The sequence below is a fragment of the Flavobacterium sp. UW10123 genome (assembly GCF_040538975.1).
Taxonomy (GTDB): domain Bacteria; phylum Bacteroidota; class Bacteroidia; order Flavobacteriales; family Flavobacteriaceae; genus Flavobacterium.
On the sequence record NZ_JBEWQE010000001.1, the window covers coordinates 196,255 to 214,804 of the forward strand.

Annotated in this window: 17 protein-coding genes; 8 read left to right on the forward strand and 9 right to left on the reverse strand. The window is 33.1% G+C overall.

All coding sequences use genetic code 11. The features are described 5' to 3' along the window. The first annotated feature begins 280 nt into the window (after positions 1-280). The 4 genes from leuC to leuB all read left to right on the forward strand — a co-directional run bounded on the left by leuC (position 281) and on the right by leuB (position 5,247). Positions 281-1,675 carry a 3-isopropylmalate dehydratase large subunit gene (leuC, locus tag ABXT06_RS00845; protein WP_201999007.1) on the forward strand — a complete coding sequence of 465 codons (1,395 nt, stop codon included), beginning with the start codon at positions 281-283 and terminating at the stop codon, positions 1,673-1,675. A 176-nt stretch (positions 1,676-1,851) separates the two neighbouring features. Further along, on the forward strand, positions 1,852-2,448 hold the full coding sequence (gene leuD / locus ABXT06_RS00850; protein WP_354589054.1) for a 3-isopropylmalate dehydratase small subunit: 597 nt from the start codon (positions 1,852-1,854) through the stop codon (positions 2,446-2,448). A 115-nt stretch (positions 2,449-2,563) separates the two neighbouring features. Beyond that, positions 2,564-4,084: a hydroxymethylglutaryl-CoA lyase-like TIM-barrel protein gene (locus ABXT06_RS00855; RefSeq protein ID WP_354589055.1), complete on the forward strand. Its 1,521-nt coding sequence runs from the start codon at positions 2,564-2,566 to the stop codon at positions 4,082-4,084. A gap of 107 nt (positions 4,085-4,191) precedes the next feature. Continuing rightward, positions 4,192-5,247, forward strand: coding sequence for a 3-isopropylmalate dehydrogenase (gene leuB, locus ABXT06_RS00860; RefSeq protein WP_320569590.1), 1,056 nt, complete (start codon positions 4,192-4,194; stop codon positions 5,245-5,247). Positions 5,248-5,364: 117 nt separating this feature from the next. On the opposite strand, the gene rbp is transcribed toward leuB, so the two are convergent. Together rbp and ABXT06_RS00870 are read right to left on the reverse strand one after the other, a co-directional pair. Further along, the gene (gene rbp / locus ABXT06_RS00865) at positions 5,365-5,709 is read right to left on the reverse strand and encodes an RNA-binding regulator (protein ID WP_012023384.1); all 345 of its coding nucleotides are present in this window, start codon (positions 5,707-5,709) and stop codon (positions 5,365-5,367) included. 110 nt (positions 5,710-5,819) lie between these two features. Then, a complete protein-coding gene (locus tag ABXT06_RS00870; protein WP_354589056.1) occupies positions 5,820-6,317 on the reverse strand; it encodes a DUF6252 domain-containing protein in 498 nt (165 codons plus the stop codon). A gap of 190 nt (positions 6,318-6,507) precedes the next feature. Between ABXT06_RS00870 and ABXT06_RS00875 the strand changes: the two genes are divergently transcribed. The 3 genes from ABXT06_RS00875 to ABXT06_RS00885 all read left to right on the forward strand — a co-directional run bounded on the left by ABXT06_RS00875 (position 6,508) and on the right by ABXT06_RS00885 (position 8,402). Further along, positions 6,508-7,071, forward strand: a complete 564-nt coding sequence (locus tag ABXT06_RS00875; protein ID WP_354589057.1) for a 30S ribosomal protein S16 — start codon at positions 6,508-6,510, stop codon at positions 7,069-7,071. Positions 7,072-7,086: 15 nt separating this feature from the next. Beyond that, positions 7,087-7,611, forward strand: a complete 525-nt coding sequence (gene rimM / locus ABXT06_RS00880) for a ribosome maturation factor RimM (RefSeq protein ID WP_354589058.1) — start codon at positions 7,087-7,089, stop codon at positions 7,609-7,611. 77 nt (positions 7,612-7,688) lie between these two features. Then, positions 7,689-8,402, forward strand: a complete 714-nt coding sequence (locus ABXT06_RS00885) for a tRNA1(Val) (adenine(37)-N6)-methyltransferase (RefSeq protein ID WP_354589059.1) — start codon at positions 7,689-7,691, stop codon at positions 8,400-8,402. 49 nt (positions 8,403-8,451) lie between these two features. Here ABXT06_RS00885 and ABXT06_RS00890 read toward each other — a convergent pair whose 3' ends face one another. From ABXT06_RS00890 to ABXT06_RS00920, 7 genes are all read right to left on the reverse strand, one after another. Then, a complete protein-coding gene (locus ABXT06_RS00890; RefSeq protein ID WP_354589060.1) occupies positions 8,452-10,083 on the reverse strand; it encodes a S41 family peptidase in 1,632 nt (543 codons plus the stop codon). A 41-nt stretch (positions 10,084-10,124) separates the two neighbouring features. After that, a complete protein-coding gene (locus tag ABXT06_RS00895; protein WP_354589061.1) occupies positions 10,125-11,414 on the reverse strand; it encodes an HlyD family secretion protein in 1,290 nt (429 codons plus the stop codon). A gap of 2 nt (positions 11,415-11,416) precedes the next feature. Next, positions 11,417-13,609, reverse strand: a complete 2,193-nt coding sequence (locus ABXT06_RS00900) for a peptidase domain-containing ABC transporter (protein ID WP_354589062.1) — start codon at positions 13,607-13,609, stop codon at positions 11,417-11,419. Between the two features lie 15 nt (positions 13,610-13,624). Continuing rightward, positions 13,625-14,461 carry a DUF6625 family protein gene (locus ABXT06_RS00905; RefSeq protein ID WP_354589063.1) on the reverse strand — a complete coding sequence of 279 codons (837 nt, stop codon included), beginning with the start codon at positions 14,459-14,461 and terminating at the stop codon, positions 13,625-13,627. A 10-nt stretch (positions 14,462-14,471) separates the two neighbouring features. Beyond that, positions 14,472-16,070 carry a vitamin K epoxide reductase family protein gene (locus ABXT06_RS00910; protein ID WP_354589064.1) on the reverse strand — a complete coding sequence of 533 codons (1,599 nt, stop codon included), beginning with the start codon at positions 16,068-16,070 and terminating at the stop codon, positions 14,472-14,474. A gap of 200 nt (positions 16,071-16,270) precedes the next feature. Then, positions 16,271-17,458 carry a thioredoxin-like domain-containing protein gene (locus ABXT06_RS00915; protein WP_354589065.1) on the reverse strand — a complete coding sequence of 396 codons (1,188 nt, stop codon included), beginning with the start codon at positions 17,456-17,458 and terminating at the stop codon, positions 16,271-16,273. 93 nt (positions 17,459-17,551) lie between these two features. Then, the gene (locus ABXT06_RS00920) at positions 17,552-17,725 is read right to left on the reverse strand and encodes a hypothetical protein (protein WP_354589066.1); all 174 of its coding nucleotides are present in this window, start codon (positions 17,723-17,725) and stop codon (positions 17,552-17,554) included. Positions 17,726-17,971: 246 nt separating this feature from the next. Here ABXT06_RS00920 and ABXT06_RS00925 point away from each other — a divergent pair, with 246 nt between their 5' ends. Further along, positions 17,972-18,289, forward strand: coding sequence for a helix-turn-helix transcriptional regulator (locus ABXT06_RS00925; protein WP_354589067.1), 318 nt, complete (start codon positions 17,972-17,974; stop codon positions 18,287-18,289). The last annotated feature ends 261 nt before the right edge of the window (positions 18,290-18,550 follow it).

Below are 18,550 nucleotides of genomic sequence, written 5' to 3' on the forward strand. Positions count from 1 at the left end.
TATTTTTTACTCATTTTGAGATAAATTTGCAAACTATTAAAACAAAAAACAAACAAGAAAAATTAAAGCCAAGAAAGAAAAAGCAAATCAATTTCTTAATCATTTTTCTTTCAAATTTTAGTTTGCAAAAGCCGTTTGGCAATTTGTAAATTGGTTTGGGTATCGTATATAATGAAATATCGAAATTGACGCTTTTGTATCTTTTTTTACTTTTGTTTTGCTATTATAATGAACAGGAAATTGCTGTGGTTATAGAAATTACAATTAAAAAAAATAAAAAATGAGTAAGACATTATTTGACAAAGTATGGGATTCACATGTTGTGCGTAAAATTGAAGATGGACCAGATGTGTTTTTTATTGACCGCCATTTCATTCATGAAGTTACGAGTCCTGTTGCTTTTTTAGGATTAAAATCAAGAGGCGTTAACGTATTATATCCGGAACGTACTTTTGCAACTGCCGACCACAATACACCAACCATAAACCAACATTTACCAGTTCAGGATCCGCTTTCTGCAAACCAACTTAAAGCTCTTGAAGACAACGCTACTGAATACGGAATTTCGCACTGGGGATTAGGTCACCAAAAAAATGGAATTGTACACGTAGTTGGTCCTGAAAACGGAATTACTTTGCCAGGTGCTACTATTGTATGTGGAGATTCTCATACGTCTACTCACGGTGCTTTTGGAGCTATCGCTTTTGGTATCGGAACGTCTGAGGTTGAAATGGTGCTTTCTACTCAATGTATTATGCAACCAAAACCAAAGAAAATGCGTATCAACGTAAATGGCAAATTGAGCAAAGGCGTTGGTCCAAAAGACGTTGCACTTTATATTATTGCTCAATTAACTACTTCTGGAGGTACAGGTTATTTTGTTGAATATGCTGGTGATGTTTTTGAAAACATGACTATGGAAGGCCGTATGACAGTTTGTAACTTAAGTATCGAAATGGGTGCTCGTGGAGGAATGATTGCTCCTGACCAAACTACTTTCGATTTCCTTGAAGGAAGACTTTACGCTCCAAAAGGAGAAGCTTGGACAAAAGCTGTTGAATACTGGAAAACGCTAAAAACAGATGCTGATGCTGTATTTGATGCTGAATTAAACATTAAAGCGGAAGACATCGAACCAATGATTACTTATGGTACAAACCCTGGAATGGGAATTGGTATCACAAAACATATTCCGAATGCTAAAGAAGTTGAAGGCGGTGAGGAAACTTACAAAAAGTCTTTAGCTTACATGGGCTTCAACGAAGACGACGTAATGATCGGAAAACAAATCGACTACGTTTTCTTAGGAAGTTGTACAAACGGACGTATTGAAGATTTTAGAGCTTTTGCTGAAATTGTAAAAGGAAGAAAAAAAGCAGATAATGTTACAGCTTGGTTAGTTCCAGGTTCTCACGTTGTTGAAGCGCAGATTAAAGAAGAAGGAATTTTAGACATTTTGACTGAAGCTGGTTTTGTATTGCGTCAGCCGGGATGTTCTGCTTGTTTAGCAATGAACGATGATAAAGTTCCTGCTGGAAAATATGCAGTAAGTACTTCAAACAGAAACTTTGAAGGTCGTCAAGGTCCTGGTTCAAGAACTTTGTTAGCTTCTCCAATTATGGCAGCAGCAGCGGCAGTTACTGGAAAACTAACTGATCCAAGAGAACTTTTTTAAAGATTTAGGAATGAAGATTAACGATTTTTGATTTCAGATTTCGGCACACTTCATTAAAAAATCTTTTAAAATTTCAATTCACATTTTACAAAAATATTAACGATTACAATTTTACATTCTAACAATAAATCTAAAATCAGAAATCGTTAATCAAAAATCAAAAATCAAAAATCAAAATGGCATACGATAAATTTAATATACTTACTAGCAGCGGCGTACCGTTGCCAATTGAGAACGTAGATACAGATCAAATCATTCCAGCTCGTTTCTTGAAAGCTACAAAACGTGAAGGTTTTGGAGACAATCTTTTCAGAGACTGGAGATATAATGGAGATGATACTCCAAAAGCTGATTTCGTTTTAAACAATCCTACTTACAGTGGAAAAATCTTGGTTGGAGGAAAAAACTTCGGTTCTGGATCTTCTAGAGAGCACGCTGCGTGGGCAGTTTATGATTACGGATTCCGTGCTGTAGTTTCTTCTTTCTTTGCTGATATCTTCAAAGGAAATTGTTTGAATATTGGTGTTTTACCAGTACAAATCAGCCCAGAATTTTTAGCTAATATTTTCAAAGCTATCGAAGCTGATCCAAAAACACAATTAGAAATCAATCTTCCAAACCAAACGATTACTTTATTGTCAACTGGCGAGCAGGAATCATTCGCTATTAACGGTTACAAAAAGAACAATTTAATTAATGGTTTTGACGACATTGATTACTTACAGGATATGAAGGAAGATATTAAGGCTTTCGCCGATAAACTTCCGTACTAATAGAAATATCATTCAGTCTATTAGACCCGAAAGGCTTCAAAACCTCTCGGGTCTTTCTAAATTAATAATACAAACCTGCTATCATTTCGAATTTAAAGAAATATAGAATATCAATATGGAAAAAAGAAAAATTGAAATAATGGATACGACGCTTCGTGATGGTGAACAAACATCTGGAGTATCATTTTCTGCTGCAGAAAAACTGACCATTGCGCAATTGTTGCTGGAGGAATTAAATATTGATAGAATTGAAATTGCTTCTGCCCGCGTAAGCGAAGGAGAATTTCAGGCTGTAAAAGGCATCACTTCTTGGGCTGAAGAAAAAGGGTACATTAAGAGAATTGAGGTCCTTACGTTTGTTGATGGAGGCGTTTCAATTGATTGGATGAAAAAAGCCGGCGCCAAAGTGCAGAATTTATTAACCAAGGGTTCAATGAATCACTTAACACACCAATTAAAGAAAACACCAGAACAGCATTTTTCTGAAATCGCTCAAATCATTGCTTTAGCCAAAGAAAACAATATTGAAACCAATGTTTACTTGGAAGACTGGAGCAACGGAATGCGAAATTCCCAAGATTATGTTTTTCAATTTCTAGATTTCTTAGCAACACAGCCAATTAAAAGAGTTTTACTTCCTGACACTTTAGGCGTTTTAATTCCGTCTCTAACTTTTGAATTTATATCAAAAATCAGAGCAAAATACCCAACCATTCATTTTGATTTTCATGCTCATAACGATTACGATTTAAGCGTTGCCAACGTTATGGAAGCGATAAAAGCGGGAATCAACGGACTTCACGTAACGGTAAATGGAATGGGAGAACGCGCTGGAAATGCTCCGCTTGAAAGCACAGTTGCAGTAATCAATGATTATATGCCAGAAGTTAATATTGGCATTAAAGAAACTTCGTTGTATTCTGTAAGCAAATTGGTTGAAACTTTTACAGGCTACAGAATTCCTGCCAACAAACCAATTGTAGGTGACAATGTTTTTACGCAAACAGCTGGAATTCACGCTGACGGAGACAATAAAAACAATTTATACTTTAATGATTTACTTCCGGAACGCTTTGGAAGAAAAAGAAAATACGCTTTAGGAAAAACCTCTGGAAAAGCCAATATCGAAAAAAATCTTCAGGAGTTAGGTCTAAAACTTAACAACGAAGATTTGAAATTGGTTACCCAAAGAATCATTGAATTGGGCGACAAAAAAGAAACCGTTACAAAGGAAGATCTTCCATACATTATTTCAGATGTTTTGGACAGTCATACTTACGAAGAAAAAATTACTATAAACTCTTATATGTTGGTACATTCTAAAGGAATGCGCCCATCTACGACTTTATCTTTAAATTTAAACGGAGAAATAATCGAAGAAAATGCACAGGGAGACGGTCAGTTTGATGCTTTTATGAATGCTTTGTCAAAAATTTACAAAAGCAAAAAACTAACGCTTCCAAAATTGATCGATTATGCAGTAAGAATCCCGCCAGGAAGTAGTTCTGATGCATTGTGCGAAACCATTATCACATGGGTCAACAACGGAAAAGAATTCAAAACCCGCGGATTAGATTCAGATCAAACCGTTGCAGCGATTATTGCGACACAGAAAATGTTGAATATAGTTACTTAATATAGGAACAAAGGTTCAAAGTTGCAAAGACACAGAGGTTTTTACCTGCTTTCAAAACTTTGAACCTTTGTTCCTCTGAACCTTTGAACCTTAATAACACATATAGAATGAAATTAAACATAGCCCTTTTAGCCGGAGACGGAATCGGACCAGAAGTAATAAATGAAGCTGTAAAAGTATCAGATGCTGTTGCACAAAAATTTGGACATGAAATCACTTGGAAACCAGCTTTAACTGGAGCAGCTGCGATTGATGCTGTAGGAGAGCCTTATCCAGATGCAACACACGAAGTTTGTAAAAACGCCGATGCCGTTCTTTTTGGAGCGATTGGACACCCTAAATATGATAACGATCCTTCTGCACCAGTACGTCCAGAGCAAGGTTTATTAAAAATGCGTAAAGCATTAGGTTTGTTTGCAAACGTAAGACCAACTTTTACATTCCCTTCTTTATTAGATAAATCTCCTTTAAAAAGAGAAAGAATTGAAGGAACTGATTTAGTTTTCTTAAGAGAATTAACTGGCGGAATTTACTTTGGTGAAAAAGGAAGAAAAGATAACGGAGACACAGCTTACGACAACTGCGTATATACAAGAGCCGAAGTGCAGCGTTTAGCTAAAAAAGGTTTCGAATTGGCAATGACACGTTCTAAAAAGTTATGCTGCGTTGACAAAGCAAACGTTTTGGAAACTTCACGCTTGTGGAGAGAAACAGTTCAAGCAATGGAAAAAGATTATCCAGAAGTTGAAGTTAGCTACGAATTTGTTGATGCTGTAGCAATGCGTTTGGTACAATGGCCAAACTCTTATGACGTATTAATTACTGAAAACTTATTTGGAGATATCTTAACAGATGAAGCTTCTGTAATTTCAGGTTCAATGGGATTAATGCCTTCTGCGTCTATGGGGGCTGAAGTATCTTTATTTGAACCTATTCACGGTTCTTACCCACAAGCTACAGGATTAAATATTGCAAACCCAATGGCTACTATTTTATCTGCTGCTATGATGTTCGAAAACTTCGGATTAATGGAAGAAGGAAAAGCGATGAGAGATGCCGTAAACAAAGCTTTAGAAGCTGGAGTAGTTACAGAAGATTTAGCTAATGGAGGCAAAGCTTACGGTACTAAAGAAGTTGGTGACTGGTTAGCTGCAAATGTATAATTAGTTAATTTTGTTTCAGGTTGTTGGTTTCAGGTTGTTGGAACGTGAAACCTGAAACTTGAAACAAAAAAAGGGATCAACGAAAGTTGATCCCTTTTATATTTTAGAAAAAAAACATTAATATTCTCTTCTGTTTCCGCGATCTCCGCCACGGTTGTTTCCGTAACCACCACGATCGTTTCCTCCGCGGTTGTTATTAAAACTTCTTCTTTCGCCCTCTGGTTTTGGCTCAGATTTATTTACAACAATAGTACGACCTGAAACAACAGCACCGTTCAATTCATCGATAGCTTTCTGAGCTTCGCTATCATTTGGCATTTCAACAAAACCAAAGCCTTTACTTCTTCCAGTAAATTTATCAGTAATAATTTTAACAGAGTCAACTGTTCCATAAGCCTCAAAAGACTCTCTTAAATCTGCTTCCTCAATACTGAATGGAAGGCTCCCAACGAAAATATTCATAGATATTTATTTATAATAAAAAACAAATGTAGTCTTATTTATATCTAATCCACCATATTATCAATTAATTTAAGTTTTTATTCTGATTTGATGTGCCTCAAATTAGAAAATTAATTGTTGTCATGAACAAAATTTTCTTGCGGTGTCACTGGGATTTTATAAAAAACGCCTTCCGAAAAATGTATTGTTTGCTTTTCAGCATCAGAACTAGCATTAACTGCTGTAAATTTAAAAGTTCCAGAAATGGTCTTATCAACTGTATTATATTCTGTAACAACAATTTCTCCGTTTCCTTTGTCTGTTCCAGTGGTAAATTCTGCTTCTTCTCCTTGATTAGTGTTTTTATAAACTGCTTTTATATCATCATTTACACCTAAAACATACGCTTTTTCAGCTGGTTCATGAAGTTGAAATTTAATCTGCTCATAACCTAAAGAACCTTCAATAGTAAAAAAACCATTCGTTTCGATTCCTGCTTTATAAACTTGAGCTCTCCAAAAAACATTATCTCTTAAGGCTTGAAAAGCTTTATTGTTAGACTTTACATCCTCTGATGTACAGGATACAAGTAGAAATAAAAGTGATAAAAAATAAAAGTATTTTTTCATATTTAAAATGAATTTGCTGCAAAAGTATCGTATTAAGAGCTAAACCCTAAAATTTAAAAAGTCAAAAAAATGCTAAAAAAACGACTCAGATATATTTAATGCTTTTTAAAACGTATTTTTCATAAAAAAATTATATCTTTGCGCCCTTAATTAACAGAGGTCGAGTACCTCAAAATTTAATCACTAGATTATGTCAGTAAAAATTAGATTACAAAGACACGGTAAAAAAGGAAAACCTTTTTACTGGGTAGTAGCTGCAGATGCACGCTCAAAAAGAGATGGTAGATACTTAGAGAAAATCGGTACTTACAATCCAAACACTAACCCAGCAACTGTTGAGTTAAACCTTGACAGCGCAGTTAAATGGTTACACAATGGTGCTCAACCAACTGATACTGCAAGAGCTATCCTTTCTTACAAAGGTGCTTTATTGAAACACCACCTTGATGGAGGAGTTCGTAAAGGTGCTTTAACACAAGAGCAAGCAGATGCTAAATTAACTGCTTGGTTAGAAGCAAAAGCTGGAAAAGTTGATGCTAAAAAAGATGGTTTATCTAAAGCAAAAGCTGATGCTAAAGCTACTGCATTAAAAGCAGAAAAAGAAGTTAACGCTAAGCGTATCGCTGATGCTGCCGCTGCACAAGCTGAAGCTGTTGCCGCTGAACAAGCTGCTGAGGCTACTGAAGAAGTTGCTGAAGTTGAAGCTGAAGAAGCTCCTGCTGCTGAAGAGAATAACGAAACAACTGAAGCATAATTTTACTTAGCGATAATGCGTAAAGAAGATTGTTTTTATTTAGGTAAAATCGCTAAAAAATTTAGTTTCAAAGGTGAAGTCTTAGTCTATTTAGACACAGATGAACCTGAGTTATACGAAAATCTGGAATCAGTGTTTGTTGAACACAACAAACACTTGGTTCCTTTTTTTATTGAAAAAAGCTCTTTACACAAAAATGACTTTCTAAGAGTTAGTTTTGAAGATGTTAATACCGAAGAAGATGCCGATGCATTAATCGGAAACGGTGTTTATCTCCCTTTATCTATGTTGCCAAAACTTACTGGCAACAAATTTTACTACCACGAAGTTATTGGTTTCGAAATCGAAGACAAACGTTTAGGTGTTTTCGGAAAAATAACTTCTATAAACGATTCTTCTGCTCAGCCTCTTTTTGAAGTATTAAATGGCGAAGTTGAAATTTTAATTCCTATGATTGACCAATTTCTTGTAAAAATCGATCGTGAGAATAAAAAAGTAATCATGGATCTTCCTGAAGGATTGGTGGAAATGTACTTGTAAAAAGTTTTCAGTTTTCAGTTTTCAGTCACAATTTTGAATTGTGTACCTTCTTAAATATTTACTTAAATTTTTCAGCAATGTCTGTATTCAGTTTTAAGCAATTTTCTATTAATCAAGATCGTTGTGCTATGAAAATAGGCACAGATGGTGTTTTACTTGGTGCTTGGGCTCCAATTAATCATAATCCTTTGAGCGTATTGGATGTTGGTACTGGAACTGGAATTATTGCTTTAATGCTCGCGCAAAGAAGTTATGCAGAACAAATTGATGCTCTTGAAATCGATGAAGAGGCGTACGAACAAGCTGTGGAAAATTTTGAAGCTTCTCCTTGGGGAGATCGCCTATTTTGTTTTCACGCGGGCTTGGATGAAATTATTGAAGAACCAGAAGATGAATATGATTTAATTGTTTCGAATCCACCTTTTTATGCTGAAGATTACAAAACAGAGAATGAACAACGTGATTTAGCTCGTTTTCAAGATGCAATGCCTTTTGAAGAATTAGTTGAAGCTGCCGACTTATTACTTTCAGAAAACGGAATATTTGCTTTAATTATCCCTTTCAAAGAAGAAGAAAAATTTATTGCTTTGGCAAAAGAATCAGAACTTTATCCTTTAAAAATTACAAGAGTTAAAGGAACTCCAAAATCGGAAATTAAGCGTAGTTTATTGGCTTTTAGCCGAAATGAAGTTTCTGAAGTCGAAATTTATGAACTTGTTATTGAAATTGATCGTCATGTTTATACTCCTGAGTATATTGAGCTGACTAAAGATTTCTATTTAAAGATGTAAAAAACATCTTTGTCAAAGTTTAGAACTTTGACAAAGATTCAGAGCTTTTCTATTTATCATTTTTAGCAAAAAGAATCGCTCTTTCCAGAACTTCATCTTTTCCTTGCTGAATACCTAAAATAGTTGGTTTTATTTCGATATCGGGCACAATTCCTATTCTTTGCACCTCTTTTTTATCTGGATAAAAAACACCGTAAGTTGTAAATGAAGTCCAAATACCCTTTATGATTTCAAACCTGTAATTTGCTCCATCTGTACCTGCAGTCTGACTGCCAATTACAATAGCTTTAGGCGCTACTTTTAGTGTCATAGCAGTAAATTCTGAATGACTTATGGATTTTTCATTCACCAAAAGAATAACATTTCCTTTATAGTAATCAGGATTAGTTTTTCCACAGAGAGTTTCTTCTTTTCTCCAAATATAACGTCCCGGATAACTTAAATCAGCATCAATAGACTTTACAAAATTTCTCGGTTCTGGGTTTAAATATTCTGCTATCGCAAAATTAGTCCCTTGAGGATAATTTCGAATGTCAAAAATAATAGATTTACAATCTTTAAACTTTTCCATCATTGCAGAAACATCTTCCGTTGTCAATACGGCCATATTTGCATAACCGATATTATTTTCTAACAATTTGTATTTCTCACTATTATTCTCGTAATTAATATTCAAGTCTTTATAGAGATATCTATTTATTGTTTTTATTGCCGTTTTACCATTTCTTACAAATTCAATTTTGCTAGTATCAGTACGGCCATAAAAAATTGGATATTCATTATTTAAAATTGCCGCATAATTGGATCCTTCAATATATTTTATATTCTCTTTTAAAAGATCGCCAATTGATTTCCCTTCTATTTTAGTAATAACATCCCCTATTCTAATATCATTTATTTTGGATAAGGATTCATTTTTAAATCCAGTAACAATTGCTTTATCATCGATGATTTTAACATCAAAAGAAATACCGTGACGTCCAAAGATATCGAATAATTTATTTGCTCCAAACAAGGCATGGGTATCATTTAACTTAGCGCTAACTTCTTTTAGCGACAAATAATAATCATCTTGTGAAATGGGATTAATCGTTCTTGGTAAAAATTCAAGTAAAGTTAAATTCCAATTTTGATCCATCTGATATTTGTACGGAAAGAAATATTCAACATAGTTCCAAAAACGGAACAAAAGCAAAAGACGAAAGTTTTTGTCTTTGTCGTTAAATTCAGCGTATTCTACTTCATTTTTAAATTCAATTCCTTTTTCAACATAGTACTGTTTACCTTGAATTCTATTTTGTTCAATAAATTTAAGTTTTTGGCAAAGGCTTTTAGAAAACAACAATGTATCTTGTATCCAAGAAAGATCAAGGTTTTTATCAAAATAATCAACTTTTTCGCTTGAGATTTCAGCTTCATATGCTTTAACCTTTCCTAAAGAGTTAATCCATTTTTCAATAACCTTTGAGAATTCTGCATCCGTTTTTGCTCCTTCTATTTTCGGTAATATTTTAAAAAGTTGCTCATCCCAATCAAAATTTCCACTGGCTACATTCGGATGATAATATTTTAAGAACCCCCAAACTTTACAGGTTGCAGCTAACTTTTGAGTTTCGGTAATTGGCTTTGAAAAAGAATATTGGAATAATAGTAAAAATACGATAAGTACTGCTTTTTTCATTCGAAAACTTGGGGTTTGGTTTATGTTAGTTAGAATTAGTATTAAACTTGTTCAAAAATGTTCTTAAACTGATACAGGATCCTTTCGATTAAACGCAGATCTTCGGTTACAATTTCTGCACCTCCCTTCATTTCCTGCTGAAAAGCAATCTGCTTGTTGTATGATGTCTTGAGCCCGTTTGGAAGCGCTACGTCTATAAGCAGATTTCCGTCTTTATCAGGAACCAGAGAAATGTTTTTGATTTCGCCTTTTAAAACGCCAAATTCCCTGTCAGGATAATTCGCCAGACGGATATTTACGCGTTGCCCAATTTTAATTTTCCCTGAATTCAAAGCAGGCGCTTTTACTTTTCCGATAAAACTATTTTTGGCATCCGGAATTATAGAAAATACATTATCTCCTACGTTTATTGTCTGGTTTTCATTCCAAACCTGCAAAAAAGTCACTTTACCGCTGATAGAGGATTTTAATGCATATGCCAGCTCCCAATCCTTTATCACTTTTTTCAGCTGGTAGAAGGACTGGGAAACATTTCGTCCAAGATTAACCTCTTCTCTGGTGCTATTTATTTGAGAATTCTGGCTTGATTTTGTATTGTCAATTAGAGATGACCTTAATTGGGAAATTGATGACAATAGGCTTCTGTAATTCTTCTGAGCCTGAAGAAATCCCAATTTTTTGGCTTCCATTTCCTGAGCAGAAATGATTCCTTTATTGAAAAGGGTTTCAAAACGGGCAACTTCATTCTTTTGAAGTTCCAATTCCCTTTCGTTAATTAATTTCTGCTGCTGGAGAATTTCTATTCTTTCGCTTATCTGGATTTTCTCAGACTGCTGTGCTCTACTTTCTACCTGAAAAGGATGAAGATCTTTATTTAATTCCTGAGCCTGATAATCTTTCTGGAAAATTGCAAAAGCGTTTTCGATTTCCCCTAACTGTGCATTTTTTAGCGATGCAAACGGGAAAGCTTTTTCAGGGTTGTTTATATCATAATGATCAACAATATCTTTTAGCAGAAAAACATCCTTATAATTAGCCGTGTTTTCAATAATGGCTAGCGTGCTGTTTTTATCAACCTCTGTTTTATCCTTCACTAAAATGGCTTCAATTCGCCCAGAAGATTTTGAAACAATCTTCTCTGGCGGAATGTTGGTGGTAATTACAATTTCGGTTTTTACAGTATCCGGATACTTGACGAACCAGGAAACAAAAAACAGCATGATAATGATGGCAAATATCAGAACGGTTCCCCATCTTATCATCCAATGAGGTACTTTGGTTAGGATATCCTGAACCTCTTCGCTTCTTAATTCAAATGTATCTTCTTTCATTGCTAATTGCCTAATTGCAGCTGATTTTTAACCAATTCAAAATAATTCCCTTTCTGTTCAACCAATGATGAATGGCTTCCTATTTCAATAATCTTTCCCTTATCCAAAACCACAATCTGGTCGGCGTTCATTACAGTGCTCAATCGATGCGCTATTACGATTACCGTTTTATTTTTAAAGAAAACATCAAGTTTTTTCATAATCTCCTTTTCATTGTTTGCATCAAGAGCCGATGTCGCTTCGTCAAAAAATAAAATTTCAGGATTTTTATAAACCGCCCTGGCAATCAGCAGCCGTTGCTTCTGTCCAGTGCTCATCCCTAACCCTTCTGCCCCTATTTTAGTATTGAAGCCCAAAGGCAGCTCACTGATATACCCTTTAATATTGGCTGCCTCTGCAGCATATAATAATCTTTCTTTATCAATGCGATCGATTCCAATGGCAATGTTATTGGCAATTGTATCACTAAAAATAAATCCCTCTTGCATGACTGCGCCGATATTTGATCTCCAAGCGCTTTGCGATATATTTTTAAGTTGCGCATTTCCGATTAAAACTTCCCCTTTTTCGGGTTCGTAAAATTTAAGAAGTAGCTTCATCAGCGTTGTTTTTCCGCTTCCACTAACTCCTACTATTGCTGTCACTTTATTGGAGGGAATCAACAGGCTTAGATTATCCAAAACAGGAACATCTGAGCCTAAATACCTAAATGAAAGGTTTTTAATTTCGATGTCTGCGTTTTGGGGAACATCATTTGTCTGATTGGCTTCTTGCTGCAATTCGTCTTCTTTCTGATGGATTTCAGATAGTCTGGCTAGCGAAATTTTAGCATCCTGCAATTCTCTCACAAACTCGATTAACTGGGTAATCGGCCCATTTAAACTCCCCACTATGGCACTTATGGCCAGCATCATCCCGAGTGTTATAGAACCGTCAATTACCAGTTTAGCCGATAGAAAAATGATAAATATATTCTTTAATTCATTAATAATTGAAGAGCCAATGGTTTGTGTCTGCTCCAGAATCAGTCCTTTTATCGATACTCTAAATAGTCTTGCCTGAACATACTCCCATCCCCAGCGCTTTTGCTTTTCTGCATTATGAAGCTTAATTTCCTGCATTCCGTTTATAAGCTCCATCACTTTACTCTGTTCATTTGACACCTCTGCAAATCGTTTGTAGTCCAGTGCTTCTCTTCTTTTCAGAAACAGCACTATCCACCCAAAGTAAAGCACGCTTCCTGCAAAAAAGACTAAAAAAATCTGCAGATTGAAATAGGCTAAAACAGCTCCCATAACAAACATATTAATTACAGAGAAGAGCACGTTAAGAGATGATGTGGTAAGTATTTTTTCGATACGGCGATGGTCGTTTATTCTCTGCATAATATCGCCCGTCATTCTCACATCAAAAAAAGAAATCGGAAGGTTCATCAGTTTTATAAAGAAATCTGAAATAAGAGAAATATTAATTCTGGTTGATAAATGCAATAAAATCCAACTCCTGATAAGTTCCAAGCCTGTTTTCCCCGCAAAAACAAAAAGCATGGCAAAGAGTATCAGATAAATAAAATGGATATTCTGATTCTGGATTCCGACATCGACAATGCTCTGCGTCAGAAATGGAAATATCAGGTTGAGCAGACTGCTTGCAAAGAGTCCTATTGCAAGCTGGATAAGAAATGATTTATATTGAAATAAGTACTGTGAAAGGAATTTAAATCCTAATCCTGAATTTTCTTCCTTATCAAAATCAGACTGAAAAAATTTTGGCGTTGCTTCTATCAATAACGCAATTCCTTCCTTAGTTTCCTCAACGGCATTATTGCCTATCCAAAATTTTAAAAAATCTTTCTTATTGTATTCAATCAGCCCAAAAGCAGGATCTGAGATGTAATACTTTCCTTTTTTGATTTTATAAAGTACAACATAGTGATCTTTGTTCCAATGCAATATGCATGGTAGCGGAGCTTCCTCTATTCTTTTTACAGATAGTTTTACGCCTAAAGTTCTAAATCCGATTTTTTCGGCCGCACCACTCAAAAAAAGCAGATTACTCCCTTCGCGAGTTGTTTCGCTAAAGTCTCTCAGCTCCTGTATATTGATTGTTTTACCGTAATATTTAGCTATGATTTTTAAACATGTCGGTCCGCAATCTTTATTATCTGCTTGTTTATAATGAGCGAATTTTTTCAATTTCTGATTAATTTTCTACCTTGAATGGTAAATTTTTGTTTTGCTAATGTAATATTTATCAGGCACTTTAAGAACTTTTTTATTGCCTTTATAATCCTTTTTGAGCCAAAATAAATGATACATTATTCCTTCAAATTGATTTTTATAATAAATTCTTCCATTATCAAATGTTATTTTACCTGTCAATCCTTCGAGCAGTATAAAATCAAAATGAGCTTTAATCTCTCCTGACATTTCTGCCGCTTTAATTAAATGGGTAAAACTTTCAATTTCAGTATTTAAATTAAATATTGACATTCCTGCCGTTAATGCATCCCAAGCAAAATTACATTCATCAAAACAATAGTGCTCTGAATTAGAAAACACCTTTTTGTAATCTTTACTTCTCATAAAAAAGGTATTCATCATTGGACAATTTTTATATAAGGCAAAACATCCTGTAGTATAATCATGTCTCACACTAATGAAATCATATTCATCAAGCATTTCATTTGTAATGAAATCACGAACATTACCATAAATAATGTCTAAATCGCTTTGCCCCCAAAAATCATATTGCTCAATAATTTCGGGAAATAAAAACCCATAGGCAGGTTTAAAATCACACAATTTATATGGATAATCGATATTTACCTCAAAACCCAGCTTTTTTAAAGCTTCGAGTTTCAACGCCTCTAAGGTTTTAAAAACAATTATTACATTATCTGGTTTGTTAAGTATTGTGCCCAAATTATCTGTAACAATGTAAAAATCTATACTTGGATTAAATGTACATGAATTTATAAAATAAGGAAAATACCAAGGATAATCTCCATACCAGCAAGTAATTACTGCTATTGATTTTAATCTCATTTTAGTATTTTTAAAATTCATCTTCTATTAAATCATTTATAAAGAACTCAAGGCTTTCTCTATTGTATGTCTTTGGATATTCAAAACCATTGACAAAAATGGTGGGTGTGAAATTATATTCATTTTCTTCACACCATTTGTATAGAGAGGTAAATATTCCATCAAATTCGGCAGTTGTGCTTATAGGAAACAAACTAAACCATTCCAATATTTTTTTAATCTCAAACCAATTATTTAATGCTTTTATAAAATCAAATTCACCATTTTGCTCATATATTTTCATCAAACTTCTAAATAGTTTTTTATTGTCTTTGCTTTCTGTTTCAATATTTGCTTTTAATATCACTTGTATTTGTAGATCATTATGATGTTTTTCTAAAATAGCTTCCATCAGTTTGTGTGCTCCCTTGCAATGGCCACAAAACGGACTTGAAATAACTGTAATTATGGTTTTACTTTCTTTGTTGCCAAGTATTATATGATTTTGTGGCAATTGAATTTTGCCTTTTGCAAGTAATGAATTTTTGAAGATATCATAATTTCGTTCAAATCGAATAGCTTTTAATTGATATTCTTTCAGTTCTTTCTGTTTAGTAAGTAATTTTTTCAAAGCTGACCAAATTAGATTAATAAATAAAAAAATAAATCCAAAAACAAGTACTGATTTAGTTAAAACTGCAAAAACTATATTTTGAAAAACAGTCAAATAACTTAGTTCTAAAAGGATAATCGAAATAATAGCTATGCAAATAGGGCACCATTTTTTCTCGACGAACTTTTGATAATATACCGATAAAAATAAAACAGGAATGGATGCTAAAAGCAATATTTTTTGAATTGTAAAATAATCTGTGGCATCGTCAGAAAATAAGAACACCAGTAAGCCAAAGAATTGGGAAACAAAGAAGACAATGCTCAAGTCACTAAAATTTACAACTTCAAAAATTTTCCATTTAGTAGAATCTACCACAGTAGTACAACTAGTGGATGCTGTCTCATTGCAAAAACCATTAAGCAATGTGCTTTTTGCACCAAACAAATCTTTGAGGGCAACAACAGAAAAAAGAATACCAATTATTGGAAAAACAACAAAAAATTTAGTTGAAAAATTTATCTCAAATTGATAAAGCCCCAACATGAATAATACAAAAGCGAAGATTTGTAAAGCCAACCACACAGAATTTTTATTTGATTTTAAGACTTCTACATTTTCCGGTTTCTCTAGTAAAAGTACAATACCATTCCACCGTGATTCAAGTTCTGATTCAGAAATTGCTAATGTCTTTTTATCTTTGTGGTAAAAAAAGGTATTATCTTTTCTTTCAAAAAAGTAGAGTTGTGGCTTATTCATTTCTTTACTCAAAAAAGCAACGAAATGGTTTGGCAATAACTTAATATTAGAAGCTTCAACTCGAATTACTGCATTTTCAATATTAAAGAAACTTAATGTGTCAGCAATTGATAGCAAGGAAGGATAATCAGGATGTGACTGATTTTGAAATAAAAATTCATCTTTGTCAATGTTTATATTTTCTTTGTTAAGATATTGGAATAGGTAATTTAACTCGTTGTTCATTTTTTCGATTAAAATTTTAATTGAGGCATTCATATAATCTATTGCATTTTGCAATAATTTTTTATTGATTTCTTTCCTAAAAGAAACTTTTTATATGAAATACATCTTGCTTTTTGGTAAAAATTTGACAAAATTTACATGAAGACTTTTTTTTAATTATTAATAAATTAAACATTATTTAGAATCAAGAGGAAGTTGTTTGTAATTGCTTATTTGCAAGTGGTATTTATAGATTAGTTGTTAAATATTTTAGTAATTATTCTTTCAATTTCTGCTTTGATTTCTGCACTGCTGCCTATCCATCTGCCAACGATATTTCCATCTTTATCGATTAAGACTTTTACCGGAATTGCTGCTACTGCATAGGTGTCTTCAATTCTGCTTTTGTTTTCTTTGATTGAAAAATGTTTCCATTTATCAATATTTTCCTTTTTTACAGTATTTCTCCATAAATCTAATTTTTCATCCCTTGTAACGCATATAATTTCAAAGCCTTTATCTTTGTTTTTATAGTACACTTCTTTTAGGAAAGAAAAATCTTCTCGACAAGGAGCACACCAAGTTGCCCAAAAATCAAGAAGCACATATTTTTTGTTTTTAAAAGAGCTTAGTCGTAATACGTCAGCATTTATATCTATTACTTTAAAATCAGGTGCTGGGCTTCCGATTCTACTACTTTCAAAATCAATTAATTTTTTAGCAAATTGTTTTCCTCCATATGATTTTTTTACTTCTGGTGTTAATTTATCATATAAATTTTTGATTGTATCATATGGAAATTGTTGATCTGCATCTACCAAAAGGCGATCTAATAAGTCAGGTGTTATAAATGAATTTGGATTTTTTTTTATAAATTCAAAATTAGATTGTCTATTTATTTTTATATTTTGATCCACCAATTGATCCAACTGATTATCAAGCGAATCTAAACTCTTTTGAAATTGAATTTTTAAAGAACTATCATTTACTGTAGTCATTTTAACGGTATACAATCTACTAACTTCTCTGATTGAATCAATTTGCTTGTGAATTTTTTCCTTTTCCGTTGTATTCTCCAATGCATAAAACTCATCATTGGTTCTAGAACCACTTATAATTGTAGTATTCAAATCATCAAAATCGATTACAGCATTCATTATACAGGGCTCCAAATAAATTATCTTTGAATTTAAATTTGTCATATAGAATCTAGCGTCAGTACAAATGATTGCTTTAACAGGAAAATCAATTTCTCCTTTAAATACAAATTTATTGTTATAAATCACTGAAGATTTTGTAATGCTTTTGCCATTGACTTTATATCTCAAATAAATATTTTTTGCATTAGCTTTTTTTGAGCAAACACTATTTAACACAAAGTTGTCCTGTGCTACCATTAGAAATGAAAGGAAACAAAAGAAAATTGTTAGTTTTAATTTCATGTGTCCATTTATTAAGTTTAATATAAAGCAAGAAATCTTAATTGAATAAGATTCCCTACTTTTAACACTAATTTATGTATAAGAAGCTTATGACTATTTAAACGTAAAACAAGAACGTCCATCGCACGCATTACAGCCTGATCCACAATCATATGCGCTAGAACAGACTCCACAGCCTTTTTTGTTTTCATCATATACTCCACTCCCTGCCATAATAGTCTTCATCTCTTTTCTTGATAATTTCCCTTGTGCATTAGCAAGACTCATTTTTTGTGTTTTCATAAATTTTAAAATTTTAAAATTTTAAATTATACATTGAAAAAATCAAAAAAAATCAAAACTTGTCGCGATCAATTTTAAAATTTTAGATTGTTTTTATTTTTTCAAAATTCATAAAAACCAAAATCATATAATTCATTTTTGTAGGAATTTTTTAGGATATTTTTAGGAAAACAAAAAAAATATTTAAAATTTATTAAGAAATAACTGTATATTAGCTTTTATTTATTGCGGATGGAACATGAAAATTTAATAAAAGCCAGAAAAGAAAAAGGATTAACTCAAAAGGAAATGGCCGAAATGCTTGCCATGGAACAGACTACTTATTCTAAAAAAGAAAGAGGCATTACAAAGATACGCGAAAATGAATGGGAACGTTTTGCTAGAATCTTAGATAAAAGTATTGACGATCTGAAAAACAGAAATAAAATAATTCAAAAAAATGAACAACTAGATCATTCATCCTATCTAAATATCATAGAAATTATAATTAAATACAATCAAAAATTGGAAGAAGAGAACTCTTTTTTAAGAAGGCAACTAGGTAGATAAAAAAACAGAGAAGATCTAAATCTTCTCTGTTTCAGTATTTAAAAACAAATTTTAGCAACACAATTTCTTTAGGACATGGCCGCGGTTACCCTAACCAAATAAAAACAACCTAACGGCCAACTCCTAAGAATCTCAGTACCAATCATCAATACTGAGAATTTGCTCAATGTTCCACGATCGAGCGCCTATACATTCAAAAAAAACATGACTAAATTCTAAATAAGGCTATATCGTATTACTTTTAAAAAAGTTAAAAATTCA